This is a genomic window from Nonomuraea sp. NPDC049400 (assembly GCF_044466425.1).
In the GTDB taxonomy this organism is placed as follows: domain Bacteria; phylum Actinomycetota; class Actinomycetes; order Streptosporangiales; family Streptosporangiaceae; genus Nonomuraea.
The window spans coordinates 393,177-411,144 of sequence record NZ_JBITMP010000005.1 but is presented as its reverse complement, the minus strand read 5'-3'; the positions used below and the strand labels follow the sequence as shown (position 1 = coordinate 411,144).

At 69.1% G+C, this 17,968-nt stretch carries 17 protein-coding genes; 4 read left to right on the top strand and 13 right to left on the bottom strand.

From position 1 onward, the window contains the following. Positions 1-98: 98 nt before the first annotated feature. From ACIBVN_RS10000 to ACIBVN_RS09960, 9 genes are all read right to left on the bottom strand, one after another. Complete coding sequence (locus tag ACIBVN_RS10000) at positions 99-1,370, bottom strand: HEXXH motif domain-containing protein (RefSeq protein WP_397134613.1); 1,272 nt, start codon at positions 1,368-1,370, stop codon at positions 99-101. Then, entirely contained in the window at positions 1,367-2,599 is a 1,233-nt protein-coding gene (locus tag ACIBVN_RS09995) for an FxsB family cyclophane-forming radical SAM/SPASM peptide maturase (protein ID WP_397134612.1), read from the bottom strand. The genes ACIBVN_RS10000 and ACIBVN_RS09995 overlap by 4 nt, the downstream gene beginning before the upstream one ends. Positions 2,600-2,696: 97 nt before the next feature. Then, on the bottom strand, positions 2,697-5,378 hold the full coding sequence (locus tag ACIBVN_RS09990) for a hypothetical protein (RefSeq protein WP_397134610.1): 2,682 nt from the start codon (positions 5,376-5,378) through the stop codon (positions 2,697-2,699). Continuing rightward, positions 5,371-6,351, bottom strand: coding sequence for a hypothetical protein (locus ACIBVN_RS09985; RefSeq protein WP_397134608.1), 981 nt, complete (start codon positions 6,349-6,351; stop codon positions 5,371-5,373). The genes ACIBVN_RS09990 and ACIBVN_RS09985 overlap by 8 nt, the downstream gene beginning before the upstream one ends. Before the next feature lies 1 nt (position 6,352). Then, entirely contained in the window at positions 6,353-7,588 is a 1,236-nt protein-coding gene (locus ACIBVN_RS09980) for a P-loop NTPase fold protein (protein WP_397134631.1), read from the bottom strand. A 65-nt stretch (positions 7,589-7,653) separates the two neighbouring features. Further along, positions 7,654-8,676, bottom strand: coding sequence for an adenosine deaminase (locus ACIBVN_RS09975; RefSeq protein WP_397134607.1), 1,023 nt, complete (start codon positions 8,674-8,676; stop codon positions 7,654-7,656). 30 nt (positions 8,677-8,706) lie between these two features. Next, positions 8,707-9,582: a 1,4-dihydroxy-2-naphthoate polyprenyltransferase gene (locus tag ACIBVN_RS09970; protein ID WP_397134605.1), complete on the bottom strand. Its 876-nt coding sequence runs from the start codon at positions 9,580-9,582 to the stop codon at positions 8,707-8,709. Positions 9,583-9,596: 14 nt separating this feature from the next. Continuing rightward, positions 9,597-10,205: a GNAT family N-acetyltransferase gene (locus ACIBVN_RS09965; RefSeq protein WP_397134603.1), complete on the bottom strand. Its 609-nt coding sequence runs from the start codon at positions 10,203-10,205 to the stop codon at positions 9,597-9,599. 163 nt (positions 10,206-10,368) lie between these two features. Further along, a complete protein-coding gene (locus tag ACIBVN_RS09960; RefSeq protein WP_397134601.1) occupies positions 10,369-11,766 on the bottom strand; it encodes a PLP-dependent aminotransferase family protein in 1,398 nt (465 codons plus the stop codon). 25 nt (positions 11,767-11,791) lie between these two features. Between ACIBVN_RS09960 and ACIBVN_RS09955 the strand changes: the two genes are divergently transcribed. From ACIBVN_RS09955 to ACIBVN_RS09945, 3 genes are read left to right on the top strand one after another with little or no spacing between them, the layout of a single operon-like run. Beyond that, positions 11,792-12,688, top strand: coding sequence for a DMT family transporter (locus ACIBVN_RS09955; RefSeq protein WP_397134600.1), 897 nt, complete (start codon positions 11,792-11,794; stop codon positions 12,686-12,688). Between the two features lie 46 nt (positions 12,689-12,734). Continuing rightward, a complete protein-coding gene (locus ACIBVN_RS09950; RefSeq protein ID WP_397134598.1) occupies positions 12,735-13,757 on the top strand; it encodes a hypothetical protein in 1,023 nt (340 codons plus the stop codon). A gap of 22 nt (positions 13,758-13,779) precedes the next feature. After that, positions 13,780-14,184, top strand: a complete 405-nt coding sequence (locus ACIBVN_RS09945; RefSeq protein WP_397134596.1) for an ASCH domain-containing protein — start codon at positions 13,780-13,782, stop codon at positions 14,182-14,184. Positions 14,185-14,286: 102 nt separating this feature from the next. Here ACIBVN_RS09945 and ACIBVN_RS09940 read toward each other — a convergent pair whose 3' ends face one another. From ACIBVN_RS09940 to ACIBVN_RS09925, 4 genes are all read right to left on the bottom strand, one after another. After that, positions 14,287-14,760, bottom strand: a complete 474-nt coding sequence (locus tag ACIBVN_RS09940) for a GntR family transcriptional regulator (protein WP_397134594.1) — start codon at positions 14,758-14,760, stop codon at positions 14,287-14,289. Positions 14,761-14,800: 40 nt separating this feature from the next. Then, positions 14,801-15,289: a GntR family transcriptional regulator gene (locus tag ACIBVN_RS09935; protein WP_397134592.1), complete on the bottom strand. Its 489-nt coding sequence runs from the start codon at positions 15,287-15,289 to the stop codon at positions 14,801-14,803. 41 nt (positions 15,290-15,330) lie between these two features. Further along, positions 15,331-15,807 carry a GntR family transcriptional regulator gene (locus ACIBVN_RS09930; RefSeq protein ID WP_397134590.1) on the bottom strand — a complete coding sequence of 159 codons (477 nt, stop codon included), beginning with the start codon at positions 15,805-15,807 and terminating at the stop codon, positions 15,331-15,333. A 1,141-nt stretch (positions 15,808-16,948) separates the two neighbouring features. Continuing rightward, on the bottom strand, positions 16,949-17,605 hold the full coding sequence (locus ACIBVN_RS09925) for a RadC family protein (protein ID WP_397134588.1): 657 nt from the start codon (positions 17,603-17,605) through the stop codon (positions 16,949-16,951). Positions 17,606-17,768: 163 nt separating this feature from the next. On the opposite strand from ACIBVN_RS09925, the gene ACIBVN_RS09920 reads away from it, so the two are divergent. Continuing rightward, on the top strand, positions 17,769-17,963 hold the full coding sequence (locus ACIBVN_RS09920; protein ID WP_397134586.1) for a hypothetical protein: 195 nt from the start codon (positions 17,769-17,771) through the stop codon (positions 17,961-17,963). Positions 17,964-17,968: the final 5 nt, after the last annotated feature.

Here is a 17,968-nt window from a genome sequence, read left to right as displayed (position 1 = left end):
TCGACCGAACCAGCTACAAGGCCACCATCAGCATCAACATCCACATGCCCGATGAACCTTGACAAACCAGCGTGAAGCCAAACTAAACGGCATTGCATCTAGACCTGGGTGTTCGTCCTGACCCAGGCCTCCCTGTGGTGCTCCGACTGCAGGCGGGCCTGGGCGGTGGCGTCGGGCGTCACCGGCTCGGCCCGCCAGCGGCCCAGCGTGTCGCGCAGCGTGGCCACGAAGCGGGTGCCGGGATCCGTCAGCCCGCCGCTGTCCAGGAGCGTCCCGGTCGCCTGGTACGCGGCCTCGCGCCAGCGGGCGAACTCGACCTGGGCCCGCGGGCCGTGCTCGGGGTCCTGGATGTGCCGCCGCCAGAACCCGGCCACCCCCGCGTGCGCGTACGCGCCGTGCAGCAGGCTGAAGAGCGGGCGCGGGTCCGGGCGCCAGGGCGCGTAGAAGCGGCGCCCGTCGTCGGGCAGGGTCAGCTCCACCACCGCGCTGAGCGCGTCCAGCTTGGCGTGCTGGAGCTCGTGGGCGAGGGTCAGCGCCATGCCCATGCCGTCGATGGGGTCGGACAGCGCGATCGTGCCGAACGTGACCCGCGCCGACGCGCTGTACTGGTTCGCCGAGCGGGCGACCACGGGCGTGAGCACCGAGACCGCGGCGGCCACCTCGCCCGCCACGGTCCGGTGGCGCAAGCGCAGGATCTCCCACGCCTCGCGCAGGCAGGCGGCCCACCTGCGCCGCCGCTCGCCGGTCAGGCGCCCGTCGGCGTCGTCCCCAGGCCAGCGGTACGGGTCGAGGTCGTCGATGGTCATGCTCACGCCGGGCGCGACGGAGACGCGGTGGAGGACCTGCCAGCCCGGCCGGTCGCCAGACACGTCCACCAGGTACGTGCGGCTGCCGACCCGCAGCTCGGCCCCGCCCGCCGCGGGCTCGACCGACACCTCGGCCACCTCCGGCAGGTCGCCGGGCAGGCTCAGCAGGCCCACCGAGGGCAGCATGAGCGAGCCGCCGACCGGCACCTCCAGGCGGCAGGCGGTACGCGTGCGCACGGCCAGGGCCAGGGCGACCGCCGCCAGCCGACCGGGCTCCCCGCGGCCCTGGCACGTGCTCAGCGCCCACGAGCCCAGCGCGGGGTGGCGCAGCACGCGGCCGACCTCCTCGGGCGCGTCCGTCTCCATCTGTGACAGCGCCTCATAGGCGCGTGCCACGAGGGCGGCGTGCCGGTGTGCCCCTGCTTCGGCCACGAGCAGCCGTACCAGCAGGCGGTGCTTGCTCTCCTGCGCGGCGCACAGCTCGGCCAGGGCCTGCGCGCCGCCCTCGCCGGCGGCCAGCCCGGCGAACGACGTGACGGAGATCCGGTGCGGAGACGGGCTCATCCGGCTCCCCGCAGCCGCGCCACGTCCCGCGCACACCGCGCGCCGATGTACGAGATCAACCGGTACAGGTCGGGGCAGTAGACGGAGCGCTCGGCGAAGCCGGCACCGGGGCTGTAACGGTGGGCGTACAGGCCGCCGCCGCAGGTGGACACGAGGTCGCAGCCGCGGCAGTCGGGGGAGAGCGCGAGCTCGCCGATCTGCCGCGCCACGATCGACGGATGCCGCAGCGCCTCGTCCAGCGGGTCCCGCAGGACGTGCAGCCGGGTCTCGGGCGCGCCGTGGTAGGCGCTCTTCAGGATGTCCGACTGCTCGATGCCGCCGTCGGTCTCGATCACGATCATGCGGATCGGCGACAGCCCGACGGCCTCCGCCCGGGAGTGGCCGCCCATGAGCAGGCGCATGATCTCCCGGAACAGCCGGATCTCGGTCTGCAGGACCGGGCTGTCGTACCAGCGGTCGAAGATCGTGATCAGCCAGTCGGCGTACGGCGTCTCGGGGGAGCCAGGCACGCGGAACGGGGGCGGCGTCGCCCAGTTGCCGTGCGGGAGGAGGAAATCGATCGCGGGCGGGTCGTACTCCAGCAGCGCCTCATACGTGCGCAGCGGATCGTTGCGCACGTCCACCGTGCACAGGATCCCGCTGAACAGGTGGTGGTAGGGACCCGCGGTCAGCCGCCGCAGCGACTCGCTGACCAGGGCGTGGCTGCCGCGCCCGTTGGCGAAGCGGCGGTGCCGGTCGTGGCCCTCCGCGTAGCCGTCCATGCTCACCCCGACGCGGATCTCCAGCGACTCGAACAGCCGCAGGTACTCCTCGTCGAGCCGGACCGCGTTGGTCTGGATGTTGACGTTGACCCGGGTGCCGGTCTTGACCGCGCCCCTGATGCCGCGTACCAGCCGCGAGATGAGCTCTGGCCCCGCGAGCAGGGGCTCGCCGCCGTGCAGGACGACGTCGATCTCCGGCAGGTCGTGACGGGTGGCGTGCTCCGCGATCCGCTCGACAGCCCGGTCGGCGATGGCGTCGGACATCCTGCGGGGTTGATCGCGCCAGCTCTGGTCCGCCATCTCGTACACGTAGCAGTGGCGGCAGGCGAGATCGCAGCGGCTGTGGATCTTCAGGATGTACTGCTGGAACGCCAGCGGTTTCCAGCCGCCGGCCAGCAGCGCCCCGACGTCGAGCAATTCGGGGAATCCACCGGTGAGCAGCGGCTGCGAATGAGGGTTTCCTAACAACGGCTACCCCTTATGCGTCGTGCGCCCCATCCTGGGCTCGATGAGCGGGAAACGGCGCTGGCCCCCGGTCCCTATGTCTCACGACTTCGATGGCTAGTCAAGATTTATGGCTGCTGGAACGAATTTCTTCTTGGTAATAGAGCAATTCCTCGAAAAATAGGTATAGATCATCTACTTTTGCGATCACTGGGAGCCAGTCGTATGTGCCGAGCCCGTCGCGTTCCAGCGGGGACAGCAGATGCGCGGTGGCCCTGAGCGCGTTCGGCGGGATCTCGATCGGCGCGGTCTGGGCCACGACCCCACGGAAGGCCCGCGCGAGGGGGTGCTGCGGCCCGCGTACGCCGAGCGCCTCCAGCGCCAGGTCGGCGGGCTGCCGCGTGACCGCGCCGTCGGCCAGGTCGAGCGTGTCCGGGTTGGCGAGCGCGACGAGCACGCGCAGCTCGGGCGGCAGGTCGCGGAGCACGCGCGGCGGCCGGTCCGACTCGGCGTGCCGCTGCCTGCGCGCCAGCAGCAGCAGCACCTCGGGAACGCCCTCGCGCCGCCCGCGCAGCACCTCGGGCACGCAGTCAGCGAGCGGGCGGGCGGAGGCGGCCAGGCGGCGGCCCATGGCCTGCCTGACCAGGGGCAGCGACTCGCGCAGCAGGGCCTCCGCCAGCTGCGGGTACGCCTCGTCCGGGTCCGTCTTGAGCGCGTAGGCGTAGCGCCTGAGCGGGTCGACGGCGCGCGCGTCCGGCACCGTCTCGCGGGCGAGCCGGTCGAGGTCGCGCTCCGACTGCAGGATCGCCTTCGGGTGGCTCACCCTGGCCGCGGCCAGCCTGTTCCGGGCGAGCATCGCGCCGCCCGCCGCGCCGAGCGCCCCCGCCAGCAGCGCCGCGCTCAGCGGGATCGAGTTGAGCGAAGCGGTCGCCAGCGCGATGGCGATCAGCACCGCCGCCGCGCCGATGGCCACGGCCAGCCAGCCGAGCAGCGTCTCCCGCCGGTTGACGACGTCGGTGCGGCTCCTGCGGAACTCCTCCCAGTCGGCCGCGGCGCGCTCGGCCCTGACCTGGGAGATGCGTTCCACCAGGTCCGCGCGCCGGGCGGGCCAGCCGGGAGGCGGTTTGCGCTGGTCCTGTTCGAGCCGCTCGGCCAGCTTGGCGAGCTCGTGGCGGAGCGCCGCCGCCTCACCGAGCCGGCCGACGTACAGCTCCTCGAGGCGTGCCCGCGTGGCCAGGTCGAGCTCGCCCGGCCGGCCCGCCTCCGCGGGCATGGAGGCGATCCGCTCGACGAGCCCGTGCAGCTCGCGGGCGAAGCCGGCGGACCCGTCGGCCACCAGCACCTCGGGCAGCACGCCACGCAGCGCGTCCAGCACCGGCGGGCTGACGTACCCCGTGACCAGCAGCGCCGTGAAGGCCGAGCGGGCGGCGGAGCCGACGAGCTCGGTCGCGTTGAGCGCCTCGTCGTCGAAGAACACCGCCTCGGACAACTTGATCACCACTCGCGGCTCGCGCCGGTCGGGCAGCTGGAACGACATGATCCGGCCGTTCTCCTCGACCCGCTCGGCGGCCAGCCCGCCCGTGCGCAGCTCGTTCTCGACGAGCATCGCCAGCCGGGCGAGGCTGGGGGAGCGGCTGTGGCGGGACGACGCGCCGGCGACCACTCCGGCGTCGATCGGCGACGAGCGCGGCGCCGCGGCCTCGAAGCTCGACCAGGCCAGCTGCAGCAGCAGGCGGATGTTGCCGCCGCTGTGACGCAGCAGCTCCAGCAGGCCCTTCTCGGTGAACGGCCGGATGCCGTCGGAGGCGCCCTTGACCGCGGCGCCGATGTACGCCGCCAGCACCTGCCGCGCCTCGTCCGGCGTGAGCGGCAGCATGTGGCAGGCGCCGGCGTCGAGCCGCTGGCGCAGGTCCTGCGGCATGCCGTGCCATCCGCTCTCGCTGGTCACGAGCAGGAGCATGCCGGAGGCCTGCGGGATCACCTCGACCAGGCTCTGCAGGAGGCCGATGTTCGCGGGGACCGGCTCGCCGTCCTCCAGCAGGAACTTCTCGCACTGGTCGAGCACCACCACGAACGGCCGCCCGCCCCTGGTCACCAGGGCGGTCAGCAGCTGCAGCCCGTAGCGGCAGGTCAGGGGGTCGTCGATCTGGCCGCCCACCCCGATCGCCGCGGCGGCGTCGGCGCTGATCGGCTTGCCGCACAACCAGTCGTAGGCGGCCTCGGAGTAGCCGGGCCTGATCAGGTACGACAGCGCCCGCTGGAACCGCGGCGCGTCGCCCGCCACGGCGGCGATCTCCTTGGCCTGCTCCTCCAGCACCTCCCCGGACTCGACCTGGTCGGCGCCGATCAGCTCCGCCGGCTCGCCCTCGGCGGGGACCAGGTCGCCCGCCGCTCTGGCGGCCAGGTCGCCCTCGATCGTGCTCAGGTAGCTCAGGCTCAGGTCGGCCAGCAGCGGCCGCGGCAGCTGGGAGACCAGGCGGCGGTAGGCGGCGACGAAGTCGTCCTCCTGGAAGCGCAGGTAGACCTGGACCGCCTCGGGGTTCGCGCCGTGGACGAACGCCATCATGTGGCGGGCGGCATGCGTCTTGCCGATGCCGTGGGCGCCGAACAGGCAGCTGAGCCCGCCGTCGCGCGGGAAGCCGTCGAGGTACGCCCTGGCCGCCCGCAGGGCCCCGCGCACGCCCGGGAGGATCGCGGTGGGGGTGAGGCGCGACCAGTCGCTCAGGAAACCGGGAAGGGAGGTCTCCTCCGCGCTGGAGGTGCCCCGGGCAGGGAAGGGATTGCGGCGGGGGTAGTCAGCCATGGGTGCCTCCAAGCCCGTTCCATCTCTCGCCCTGCCAGATCCTGAGCCGCAGCCAGCTCTCGGGCATGTGCAGGTCGGCCGTCGGCCACGGGTCGTCCTTCTCGTACTCTCTGAGGCGGAACTCGAGCAGCAGCTCCAGGCGCCGCATGGCCTGGCCCACGGTGTACGTGCGGCCGCTCAGCGCGCCCCTGAGCCCCTCCTCGTGGAAGGGAGGGGGCGGCCGGCCGTTCCACCGGCGGCGGGCCAGCTCGGCGATCTGCTCCGGGGTCAGGGCGCCCAGGTCCACGATGTGCCCCCGCGCGGCGAACCGCTCCCGGTCGGCCATGGTCAGCCGGGCGGTGTTCGCGTGGTCGTAGGCGTCCACGACGAAGACGACGACCGTGCTCGTGCTCTCGAACACCTTCATGGCCAGCCAGATCAGCTTGCTGGCCGGCACACCCTCGTACCGGACGCCGAAGCCGACGTTCGCGACGGCGAACGTGGCACCGGCGAAGCCGGCGATCTCCTGCAGGTCGTACTCGTTCATCGGGTCGGTGCTGCTGCGCCGGCTGAGCTCGGTGAAGCGGGCGCGGAGCTCGTCAGGGATCTTGATCGCGCACTCGTTCATCTTGTTGCGCAGGTCGAGCAGCGTGGAGCACATCTGCGCGTACGCGTCGTGCGTCATGTCCTCGGGCTCGGCGTAATGGGTCACGAACGTGTAGCCGGGCTTGTCGCAGGCGTCCCGGTAGAGGCGCATGACGTGGTTGGCCAGCGAGGTCCGGCCGCTCTTGCCCACCCCGGTGATCAGGAAGAAGGCGGGCCGCTTCCTGGCGACCGCCCGCTCGACGGCCTCTTCGATCGCCGACATGCGGATGCCGGCCAGCTCGAGCAGCATCTCGCGATCCGAGTCGGAGGAGACGGCGTCCAGGGGCCTGACGGCGTAGGGGTTGCCTTGCAGGCCGTAGAGCTCGTAGCGGGCGTCGGCGGGGTGCATCTCACCCGCCGATCATGGTCAGGTAGTCGGGCAGCTCGGCGGCTGCCGGCTCGAACGCCGAGCCGGTGAACAGCGGCGCGAGGAAGCCGTATTTGCCGTGGTAGGCCTTCGTCAAGCCCTGGATCTCCTCGGCCCGCGCGCCGAAGCGCAGCTGGAATCCCCTGAGCGCGTCGGTCGCCAGCTTGTCCTGGTAGACCAGCTCCAGCGCCACCAGCAGCGCCGGCTGCCGCACGACGTCCATGAACAGCTCGGGGCTCTGCACGCGCAGCACCACCAGACGCACGACGAGGTCGGGCTGTAATCCGGCCAGGCTCGGCGTGCCCTCGATGATGGCCTCCGTCACCCGCAGCAGGTTGAGCACGCGCTTGATCTTCCGCGGGTTCGGCGCGACGATCCGCTCCAGCGTCGCGATGTGCCTGCCCGCGAGATCGCCCAGCAGCGAGCCGCGGATGAAGTCGCCCACCTCCGCTGATCCGATCGGGTAGAGGTGCAGCGGCAGCTGGATCATCTTGTCGAGGTAGTCGTCGGCGATGACGGCGTGATCGGGGAAGTCGAACGGCTTGTACTTCACCGACACGCCGCGGTCGACCACGTCCTTGGACAGCGCGATCATCACGAAGACGTTCCTGAGGTCGAGGAAGAGTTTGATCGACTCCAGCACGTCGATGATCTGGTCGGGCTCGCACCTGTCGAGGTCGTCAACGAAGAAGATGATTTTTCGGCCCTTTTCGGCCAGGCGGTCGGCCTCTTCCTGCAGGAGCCCGCGCAGGCGTCCGGTCTGGCTGTCGACCTGGCCACGGATCTCGGCGTACTGCTGGGCAAGCTTGCCGATCTTCTCCACGCTCGCGGAGCCCACGTTGATCCGCTTCAGCAGCTCGTCGGCGGCGAGGTTCAGCATGATGACGCCGAGCCGCTTGACGCTGTCGGCGAAGCGGTGCGCGGGGTCCTGGTCCAGCGCCGTGTGCAAGGCATTGAGGAGGGGGAGGAGCATCTCGGGCTCGCGGCGGTGCACCCAGGGGTTGAAATGCACGCGTACGAACTCCGCGCCGTGCCGGTCGAGTAGCCGCTGGTCGACCATTTGCAGCAGGGTCGACTTCCCGCTTCCCCACGCGCCGAAAACGCCGATGGTGAATGGCGTCTGGGTGCGGGGATTGGTAATGACCGAAACCAGCGGGTCGACGTATCGCCGAAACTGCAGCAGATCCCCGCGCCAATCCACCGGTGCGTCCGAGAGCATTGCGATATCGGGCATGATCCCCCCTAGTAAGAGGATGCATCGTCCGCACCGCCGAATATCACGGGTTATTGAACTGTGATATCGCCTTTCGACCCGAGGTATGCGTCGACCTCGGCCAGGTAGGCGTCCTTGAGGTGCCTGGGCAGCCAGGTGATCTCGAAGGCGTTCCGCTCGAGCTGGGCCAGCTCCTCACGGGTGAGCCGGAGCGCCTCCTGGAGCGCTTCGAGGTTCTCCCCGACGTAGCCGGCGAAATAGGCGGGGTCGTCGGAGTTGATGGTCACCCGGACGCCCAGGTCCATCAGCTTGCGGATGCTCTCGGCCTTCATCGAGTCGGTGACGTAGCCGTTGGAGATCGGGCAGCAGGTCAGCCCCATGCCCCGCTCCAGCACCACCTCGACCAGCCGCTGGTCCTCCAGGATGTTGACGCCGTGGTCGATGCGGTTGACGCCGATGTCCTCCACCGCCTGGCGGATGTGCTCGATCGAGTCGTCCTGGTCGACGTCGCAGTGCATGGTCAGGAGATAGCCCTCCTGCCTGGCGCGCTCGTAGACCGCCGCGAACTTGGCCGGCGGGTTGCCCTTCTCGTCGGAGTCGAGCCCCACGCCGACGATCCACTCCTTGTACGGCAGCGACTCCATCAGCGTCGCCATCGCGTATTCGGCCTGGAAGTCGCGCAGGAAGCACATGATGAGCTGGGCCCGCACCCCGAGCCGCGCCTCGGCGTCCATCAGCGCCCGCCGCAGGCCCCTGATCACCACGTCGAACGGCACGCCGCGCGAGGTGTGGGCCTGCGGGTCGAAGAAGATCTCGGCGTAGCGCACGTTCTGCTCGGCGGCCTTGCGCAAATAGGCCATGGCCAGGTCGTAGAAGTCGGGCTCGGTGCGCAGCACCTGCATGCCCTCGTAGTAGATCCTGAGGAAGGACGGCAGGTCGTCGAAGTCGTAGGCGGCCCGCATCGCCTCGACGGAGGTATACGGCAGCTCCAGGCCGTTGCGCTCGGCCAGCTCGAACTTGAGCTCCGGCTCCAGCGTGCCCTCGATGTGCAGGTGCAGCTCGCACTTGGGGAGTCCCGCGATGAAGTCCTTCACCCGCCCAAGCCTAGAAGATGAAGCCCCGGCCTAGAAGGCGATGGCGAGACCCACCGCGAACAGGAGCCCGTACGCCAGCTGCAGCTTGCCCGTCTGCTGCAGCACCGCGATCAGCGCCGGGCCCACCGCCTTGGCCCGCACGGTCCTGATCGGGGGGATCGCCAGCGGCACGGCCAGCAGGGTGAGCGCTGCCCACGGCGTGACCGGGATCATGGCCAGCGCCACCACGAACGGCACCACCTGGCAGGCCACATAGAGCGTACGGGTGCGCTCGGCCCCCAGCCTCACGGCCAGCGTGCGCTTGCCCGCCTGGCCGTCCGTCCCGACGTCGCGCAGGTTGTTGACCACGAGCATCGAGCACGAGAGCAGCCCGACCGGGATCGAGGCGAAGAACGCGGGCCAGCTCAGCGACTCCGTCTGCACGTACGCCGTGCCCACCACGGGCACGACGCCGAAGAACACGAACACGGCCAGCTCGCCCAGCCCGCGGTAGCCGTACGGGCGCTTGCCGCCCGTGTAGAACCAGCCGGCGGCGATGCACGCGGCGCCCACCAGCAGGATCCACCACGCCCGCGTGACAACGACCAGCACGAGCCCCAGCACCGCCGCGACCGCGAAAGAGCCCAGCGCGGCGATCAGCACCTGGCGCGGCGCGGCCGCGCGCGAGCCCACCAGCCGCATCGGGCCGACCCGCTGGTCGTCGGTGCCGCGGATGCCGTCGCTGTAGTCATTGGCGTAGTTGACGCCGATCTGCAGCGAAAGCGCCACGAACAGCGCCAGGATCGCCCGCCACCACACGAATCCGCCTTGGCCGATCGCCACTCCGGTGCCCACCATGACGGGCACGACGGCGTTCGCGAGGGTACGCGGGCGTGCGCCGGCGATCCACTGGCCGGGGGTTGCCATATGTGTCTAGTCCTCTAGCTGATGTCCGTGGTCAGCCTGACCATCCTGATCGGGCGGCCCATGTCCAGCACGCGCTCGGCCATGTCCTCGCCCCAGCCCGCCGACTCCAGGAAGCCGAGCACCGCGTAGTTGTCGGCGAACACCCAGGTGACGATCTGCCGGAAGCCGTCCTCGCGCAGGTAGTCGACGGTCGCGTTGAGCAGCCGGCTGCCGTGGCCCCTTCGTACGAAATCGGGGTCGACCAGCAGCGTCAGCATCTCGGCCGCCACGGTGGGGTCCAGGTCGGGATCTTCAGCGGGAGCGTGCGAGGCCAGCCCCACCACGCGCTCGCCACCCCGGGGGGTGGTCAGGGCGGCGCTGCCGCCCGCGCCGAGGGCGGGAAAGCCCTCGGTGTCGAGGATGGTCTCCACCGCCACCAGGACGCGGTGCCTGGCGGTGGGCGGGGCGACGATCGCCTCGTCCCACTGGCGGAGCCACATCTTCTCGGCTGCCGGGCCGGTCATCTGCTCGAGTGGGCCTTCGGGGAGGAAATCCCGATAGCCGTAGCGCCAGGCGCGGATCTGACAATTCGCAACCTGGAGCACATCCTCGCGCCGGGCCGCCCGGACGCCTACGTCTGCCATCTCGGCCCGCTCCTTCGCCTGCCGTTCGTGCCACAAGGCACGAGTTACACCGTATCGGTGTTTGACCCTTGGAGACGACGCGAACCCCTCTTCCCCGGCGATCTCTGGCAAGACGCGGCGTGTCGCCAACGGGACCTCAGCCGTCTCTGGGCGCGTCGCGTGGCTATGAGACCTCGGCCAGCGTCTGCGCGAGCCGCCGCACTCCTTCATGCAGCTCCGCCTGGTGGGCGGCGGCCATGTGCGTCACCCGGATCCTGGGCCCCGGCGGCTCGGACGGGTAGTACATCCTGCCGGGGCTCACCAGCACCCCGTTCCGCCTGGCGGCCTCGACCAGCGCGTTCTCGTCGACCTCGGCGGGCAGCCGGACCCACAGGTGCATCCCGCCGATGGGCAGCAGGTGCACCTCCGCCTGCGGCATGCGCGTGGCGAGAGCGGTCGCGAGCGCGTCGCGCCTGGTCCTGATCTCGGCGTGCACGGCCGTCAGGTGCCGCGGCCAGGCCGGCGACCCCACGAACTCCAGCGCCGTCTCCTGCAGCGGCCGCGCCACGAAGAACGACTCCACGAGCTGGCTCGCCCGCAGCCGGTGGGCGGCGGGCCCTCTGGCGATGACCGCCGCCACCCGCATGCTCGGCGACAGGATCTTCGTCAACGACTTCACGTGGACGACGGTGCCGTGCTGATCCATGGACGCCAGGGAAGGAGGCGCCTGCTCGGTCAGATAACAGGCGAAGTCATCCTCGATCACGAACGCCCCCGCCGCCCTGGCGACCTGCAGCACCTGCTCCCTGCGCGCCACCGTCAGAGTGGCGCCCGTCGGGTTGTGCAGGGTGGGCTGGCAGAAGAAGACCCGCGCGCCCGTGACGGCGAACGCCTCGGCCAGCAGCTCCGGACGTACGCCGTCCCTGTCCATGGGGACGGCCGTGGCCCGCAGCCCGGCCGCCTTGGCCGCCGAGAGCGCCCCCGGATAGGTGGGCGTCTCGACCAGCACCGGCGTGCCCGGGGCGCCCAGAGCCCTGAAGGCATGCGTGAGCGCCGCCTGCCCGCCGCTCACGATCAACGCGTCGGCCGCGGTCACGTCACCCCCTGCCTGCCTCGCGAACCACCTCCGCAGCTCTTGCAGGCCCGCCAGAGGCGGCATGGCCCAGGCGTCCGGCCTGCGCACGGCGCGTGCCGCCGCGGCGGCCAGCTGCTTGTCCGGCCGCAGCCCCGGCGGCAGATATCCGCCGGTCAGCGGCACCACCCCGTCGGCCGCCCCCGCGAGCAGCGACGCCACGGGCTCTCCGTCCACGACCCGGTCCCCGAGCGCCACAGTCTGCCAGGAGAGGTCGGCGGCGTCCCTTCCACCGGTGACCTGCGGCGTCACGAACACCCCGCTGCCGGGCTTCGCGACCACCCGGCCCTCGGCGGCCAGCTGCCCGATGGCCCGCGACACGGTGACGGGGCTGACGTTGTGCCGCCGCATGATCTCCCGGCTGGACGGCAGCCGCGCCCCGGGACCGAGCCGTACGGCCTCCTCGCGCAGCACCGCCGCTATCTGGGCGATACTGCTATCGTTGTTCATGAAAAGTCAGAATAGCGCTACTCTCATGGACGGAGTAGCACTCCCTCGGGCGGAGGGGCGCGCGCGCCAAGGCACGGCCCTGGCCTTCCTGGGCGTCCTGGCGTTCTCCGGCTCCTTGCCGGCCACCGTCTACGCCATGCAAGGCGTCAACCCGTGGCTGGTCGCGATAGGCCGGGCAGCCGTGGCCGGAGCAGTGGCCCTGGTCTGCCTGAAGGCCACCAAGAACCAGCTGATCCCCCCGAAGCATGAGTGGCCGGCGTACGCCCTGATCTCCCTGGGCGTCGTCTTCGGCTTCCCCGTCTTCAGTGGCCTGGCCCTTGCCATGGGCGCGAGCACCTCACACTCCGCGGTGGTGATCGCGCTCCTCCCGGCAGCCACCGCCGTCTTCGCGGTACTGAAGGCGGCCGAACGCCCCCGCCCCCTCTTCTGGGTGGCCTGCGCGGCAGGCGCGATCGCCATAACCGCTTTCACCCTCACCCAGCATCAGGCAAAGGTCACCTGGCCCGATCTCCTCCTGGTCGGCGCCGTGATCTCGGCGGCCATCGGCTACACAGAAGGCGGCCGCCTGTCCAGGGAGACCCCGGGCTGGCAGGTGATCTCCCGCGCCCTCGTCTTCTCCCTCCCCCTGACCGTCCCCATAGCCACGGCAATAGCCCTCGCCACCCCCGTCAATCCCACCCCACAGGCGATAGCAGGCTTCGCGTACGTATCACTGATCTCGATGTTCCTGGGCTTCTTCCCCTGGTACGCGGGCCTGGCAAAGGGCGGGATCGCCAGGGCGGGCCAGACCCAGCTCACCCAGCCCCTCCTCAACCTCCTGTGGGCCTGGGTCCTGCTGGGCGAGCGATTCGGGCCGGCCACGGTGGTCGCGGCCCTGGCCGTGCTCGTCTGCGTGGCCATCACCCAGCGCGCCCGTACTTGAAAGCCGTGACGCCGCCCAGCAGGATGAGAGAGGAGGTGTCACAACCATGGCGGACCTCACGATCCCAGAGGGCGGCTTCTGGCCTGCGCCGGAGATCCCGCAGCCGAACATCTATCCCATGGAATGGCGGGTGGAGACCGAGAAACTCGCCGCCATCTACGAAAAGTCCAAACGCATGGTCTGGAACCCGGCCGACCTGCCCTGGGACGGCCTGGACCCGGACGACTTCACCCGGGAGCAGCGCCTGGGCATCATGTACTGGTTCGCGGTCCTGGCGAACTTCGACGCGTCGGGACCGGCCGTGTTCGCCCGCGCCACCATCCAGGCCTTCGAAAAGCACGAAGAGGACCCGGTCAGGAAGTGCTTCTTCTCGATCACCCGTGACGAGATGAACCACGAGGAGTGCTGTCAGCGCACAATCGCCAAACTATGGCCAGGCGGCCCGCTCAACTGGACCCCTTCCGACGACCTCGAATCGGCCGCCCACAACAACATCGGCTGGCTTTACCACAACGGCGGCCGCTACTGGAACGGCTACAACTCGGCCGTCGGCAAATATTCGCTGCCGGTCCTGTTCACCAGTTTCATGATGGGGGAGATGGCCGCCTCGACGCTCTTCAGGGGCATGGCCTCCGGCACCCGGCATCCCGTCTTCGGCGAGATGTTCCAGCGAATCGGGCGCGACGAGTCCCGCCATCTCCAGATCTGCATGACGATCCTGGAGAACGAATGGCCCGGGCTCACCGACGACACCCGTACCCTCATCACCCGTCAGCTCAGAGCCGGCTTCGTCTTCCTCAGCATGATCCTCTGGGAGCCGCCGGAAGGCTTCTGGGAGCTCCCGCCGTACTTCCTGCCCAACCACCGCGTCCTCATGGACCACGCCAGGCAGGCGGGTCTCGGCGTCCTGTCGTACGAGGAACAGGCGGAGAACTGGCGCGTGGCCATGGCCAGGATCCGCGCGATCGTGGAGCGCTGGGGTATCGCCTTCCCCGCCATTCCGGAGCTGGACCTGGAAGGCGTGCCGGTGGACTTCATCGACCCGGAGGAGATCATCCCGGTCTTCTAACATGCAGACCATGTGGCCTCGCATGGACGGAATGAGAGTGATGGAGTTCGGCACGCCCGGCGAACTCCGTGCCTGGCTGACCGGGCTGGTGCTGTCAGGCGAGAAAACGGCCACGGCCGGGCTCCTGCCGCTCGATTACCACGCCGAGGGCGAGGAGGTGGAGCACGTCGGCGAGCGCCTGGCCGTCGCGGACAACGCGGGCGCGAAGGTGGCGGAAATAGAAATAACCAGGGTGGAGCTGACGCCGTTCGCGGAGGTCGCCTGGGAATTCGCCCAGGCGGAAGGCGAGGGCTACCGCTCGGTGGGGCACTGGCGCGAAACCCACCACCGCTACTGGGCCGGGCAGGGCTACGAGGTGGAGGACTCGACGACGGTGGTCTGCCTATGGTTCCGCGTGGCCGGCCAGGACGGCCGGATGGCCGGCTAGCGCAGTTCGGATGGTGCGTCAGGCCGTTCGGGTGGTCGGCTTGGGAAGTTCGGGCGGTGGGTCGGAAATTTGGCGGCCGGTCAGGACATTCTGGTGGCCCGGTCAGCAAGAGGGCCGGCGGTCCTCGGGCGAGATGTAGCTGCCGCGGTGCGGAATGGTGAAGACCCACCCCTGCTCACGGAGCAGCGCTATGGCCCGCCGTACGGTCTCACGCGCGGCGCCGTACTGGCGCACCAGCGTGACCTCACTCGGAAGCGGGCGTTGCGCAGGCAGCTCACCCGCCTGGATGCGCTTCCGGATCAGCTCGGCGATCTGCCGGTACAACGGAACCTGGTCGGCCTCTGCCGCACCGGGAGCGCTCACGAACGTGCCCCCGCCTTGGCGCGTGTGGACCAGCCCCTGATTGCGCAGCACGCGAATCGCCCTGCGCGCGGTCGTGCGCGCAACACGGAACTCCCGCTGGATCCCTGCCTCGCTGATCAGGACATCTCCCGGGGAGAGCCCCTCAATTATGCGTGCCTTGAGGACTTCGCTGATCTGAACATAGAGGTAGATGCCACCCGAGCGATCCAGCACCCCTCAAGGATATCCAAGCCAACGGTCAAAGGAAGAGCCATTAAGTGCCCTTATTCGCAGGCCACTTTTCGGGCTCATTCACATATGTTCCCCTATACGGGACGGTGAACACCCAGCCCTGCTCCCTCAGATGTGCTACGGCCTTCCGGACCGTGACCTTGGCGACTCCATGTCGCAGCATCAAAGTCTTCTCGCTCGAGATCGAGCGCCTCGGCCGGAACTCGCCGCGCCTGATTCTCGCAGCGATATCCCAGGCTATTTCCAGATAAAGGGCCCTCGTCTGCCTCATCCTTGGAACACCAATAGGCCCGACATATGTGCCTTCACCTTGAATGGTGTGGACGAGCTGACGCTTGCGCAACTCTCGAACCACATTGCGCGCGGTCGTTCTCGCGACGCCGAACTTCGCCTCCAAGGCCGCCTCGCTCGGCACTGCCTCGCCGGCCCGCAACCGCCCGCTGATGATCTGCTCTTGGATCGCGTCGGCAATCTGCACATAGATCGGGACGGGCCCGTCGCGGTCAAGCATGCTCATATCGTAGACGTCTGGATACAAGCAGTCGAGCAGAGTCAGGCTTGGGGCCACGACTCCTTCGGCGACACGTAGCTGCCTCGCTGAGCGACGGTGTAGATCCAGCCTTGCTCGCGTAGGAGCGCCATGGCCCGCCGTACCGTCTCCCGGGCCACGCCGTACTGCTCCACCAGTGCTGACTCGCCCGGTATAGGCCGTCGCGGCGAGAACTGTCCCGCCTTGATCTGCTCGGCGATGTCCGTCGCGATCTGCTGGTACATCGGGACTTTTCGCTGCTTGCGAGGGGCTTCGTCAGGTCCGCCGACAAAGGTCCCTTCGCCCTGAACGGTGTAGATGAGTCCTTCCTCGCGCAGCACGTGAACCGCCCGCCTGGCGGTGGTCCTGGCAACTCCGAACTCCTGCTGAATGTCCGCCTCGCTCGGGACGGGGTGTCCAGACGCGAGTCCGGAGACTCGCTCCCGAAGGATCTTGGCGATCTGGAGGTAGATGTGAGTGTCTCCGTCGTAGTCGAGCACGCCTGCAACTTAGACCAACAAGGGCAAGAACGCCCATATCGTTCTGTCTCTTTAGGCAGAGTGCTCTTTCTCGCTAGACGGGAGGAGACGACTAGACGTATTGTTCAGGCCATGACCAATCCTCTTGGGTTGCCCTGCTGCCACCTGGCACCCCACGTGCCGGACCCCCGCCCCGGTCACGTGACCATGCGCTGGATCCCCGCGCGCCCGCTCGCCGAGCGCGTACGAGTCCGGGATTACACGTGCGCCTGCTCGCCGACGTGCTACGAGCTGTGCCAGAGCGGCGGTGAGTACTTCATTCGCAGGACTCGCCGCATTGATGAAGAGGTGGTGATAGAGGAAACCCACCGGACCATTTACGCGAAAGCGCTGGTCGCCTGGACGAGATTGCTGGATGGGACGTCATGTTGATCACAATTTGCCGTCATTGCCGGATTTCGCCTCCTACAAGCAAACACGGCCGACGGCCCCGTTCGTCCCCCAGTGCCGGGCGCCAACGTTAGTTGTGTCTTTGCTGCCGCTCCCGTTCACTCGCCTCGGAGGTCTTGAGTACTTCAGCACCTCTAACAGAGCAGACTGGTCCAGGGCCATCGTGTGCTTCTCCTCTGCGTGTCGCTCGGCGGTTTCACACAGAGACTCACGCGATGGCCCCTGTCGTTGAAGGCGACGCGCGTTCAAGGTCGGATCTACACCACTCGACGGGACGTAACCACCTGTTGAGGGTGGGAGCGAGAGCACGCGCCGCTTCGCTCTTGCATCACCGCGGACCTGTGGAGGGTGAGAGTAGACGGGTGTCCGGTCCGCGCTTGGCCGCCGAGCGCGCGAACCGGACACCCCAGGTGATGGCACGCGAGCGTGCCATCGGGGGCGCACCTGCGTGACCCCGGGCGACGCGCCTGCCCATAGCCCGGTGAGGGGCGATGGGCTTCGCCCGGGATCGGTGCGTACGACGGGCATGATCTCGCGCCCTCCGGAGGCGCGGGGCCATGCCACGGCGAGCAATGGCCGGCTGACGTCCGTAACGGCCTACCCGCGGTTATTAGATTCTCATGGCCGTCACTTGGAAAACCGCTGTTCGGCGCTATACACGGGATGATTCCCTTTGGTATCAGGTGGGTCCATGCTCCCAAGTGGAATCGATTTATGTAGGGATTCGCCGCCAAGCAGCGTCCGTGATGATCAGGTGATCGAGCAGGCGCAGGCCGACTGTCTCGGCGGCCTGGACGAGATGGGCCGTGGCCTCCAGGTCGGCCGGGCTCGGGTCGAGTGAGCCGCCCGGATGGTTGTGGGCAAGGCCGAACATCGCACCGCCCGAGGTGAGCACTTCCGTGATCGCCTCCCGGATCGGCACTGGCGTGTGGTCGGACGCGCCTTCGGTCAGGATCGAGTGCTTCAGCACCCTGCCGCGGGTGTCGCACACCACCATGACGAGCCGCTCCTGCCTGCGGCCGCGCAGCAGCGGCGCGCAGTGGTTGGCGAGGTCGGACGTGCTGGTGATCCGCTCGCGCTCCGGCCATGCGTCCGCGCGACGTACGAGATGAAAGGCCGCGGCCACTCTGGCGGCCTTGGCGGGGCCCACCCCGGGCACGGCGAGTAACCGATGCGGGTCCGAACGGCGGAGGCCGTCGAGATCCCCGCAATGCTTGATCACCTGGCTGGCCAGGTCCAGCGCACTCGACCCGCGAAACCCCGAGCCGAGCAGCACGGCCAGCAGCTCACGGTCTGCCAGCGCGGCAGCGCCGCTGGCCATGAGCCGTTCGCGCGGCCGGTCGCTCTTGGACAGGTCTTTGACTCGCATCGGCAACCTCCGCACCCGTTGTATCAACGCGCACTGACAATCTCTGACCTGGGCGTTTGCGGCTTTTCCTTTCGTTGTCGTGCGTGCGGAATGTCGTGGAAGGTCGGCTTGGTGGGTCGTTGGCCTCGGCGATCACAGTGGTGTTGGGTGGACGTCAGCACGTGTGCTGCCCGACGCCGGCGCCTACCACGCCCGCACCGCCCGCATCCAGGCGGCCGAACGCCTGGGCTGCCCGTTCCTCGAGTTCCCCGGTAACCATCTGCGCTTCATCGCCGAGACCGCGGGCTTCGGCCACCCTGGACGACCTCACACCGTGACCCTGACCGGCAACGGCTTCCGCCCGCGTGCTCGGGTCTGATGAGA

Coding starts and splice junctions, on each gene's coding strand:
- ACIBVN_RS10000 (WP_397134613.1), bottom strand. CDS start 1,370: ATGAGCCCGTCTCCGCACCGGATCTCCGTCACGTCGTTCGCCGGGCTG.
- ACIBVN_RS09990 (WP_397134610.1), bottom strand. CDS start 5,378: ATGGCTGACTACCCCCGCCGCAATCCCTTCCCTGCCCGGGGCACCTCC.
- ACIBVN_RS09985 (WP_397134608.1), bottom strand. CDS start 6,351: ATGCACCCCGCCGACGCCCGCTACGAGCTCTACGGCCTGCAAGGCAAC.
- ACIBVN_RS09980 (WP_397134631.1), bottom strand. CDS start 7,588: ATGCTCTCGGACGCACCGGTGGATTGGCGCGGGGATCTGCTGCAGTTT.
- ACIBVN_RS09970 (WP_397134605.1), bottom strand. CDS start 9,582: ATGGCAACCCCCGGCCAGTGGATCGCCGGCGCACGCCCGCGTACCCTC.
- ACIBVN_RS09965 (WP_397134603.1), bottom strand. CDS start 10,205: ATGGCAGACGTAGGCGTCCGGGCGGCCCGGCGCGAGGATGTGCTCCAG.
- ACIBVN_RS09960 (WP_397134601.1), bottom strand. CDS start 11,766: ATGAACAACGATAGCAGTATCGCCCAGATAGCGGCGGTGCTGCGCGAG.
- ACIBVN_RS09955 (WP_397134600.1), top strand. CDS start 11,792: ATGGACGGAGTAGCACTCCCTCGGGCGGAGGGGCGCGCGCGCCAAGGC.
- ACIBVN_RS09950 (WP_397134598.1), top strand. CDS start 12,735: ATGGCGGACCTCACGATCCCAGAGGGCGGCTTCTGGCCTGCGCCGGAG.
- ACIBVN_RS09945 (WP_397134596.1), top strand. CDS start 13,780: ATGGACGGAATGAGAGTGATGGAGTTCGGCACGCCCGGCGAACTCCGT.
- ACIBVN_RS09935 (WP_397134592.1), bottom strand. CDS start 15,289: ATGCTTGACCGCGACGGGCCCGTCCCGATCTATGTGCAGATTGCCGAC.
- ACIBVN_RS09925 (WP_397134588.1), bottom strand. CDS start 17,605: ATGCGAGTCAAAGACCTGTCCAAGAGCGACCGGCCGCGCGAACGGCTC.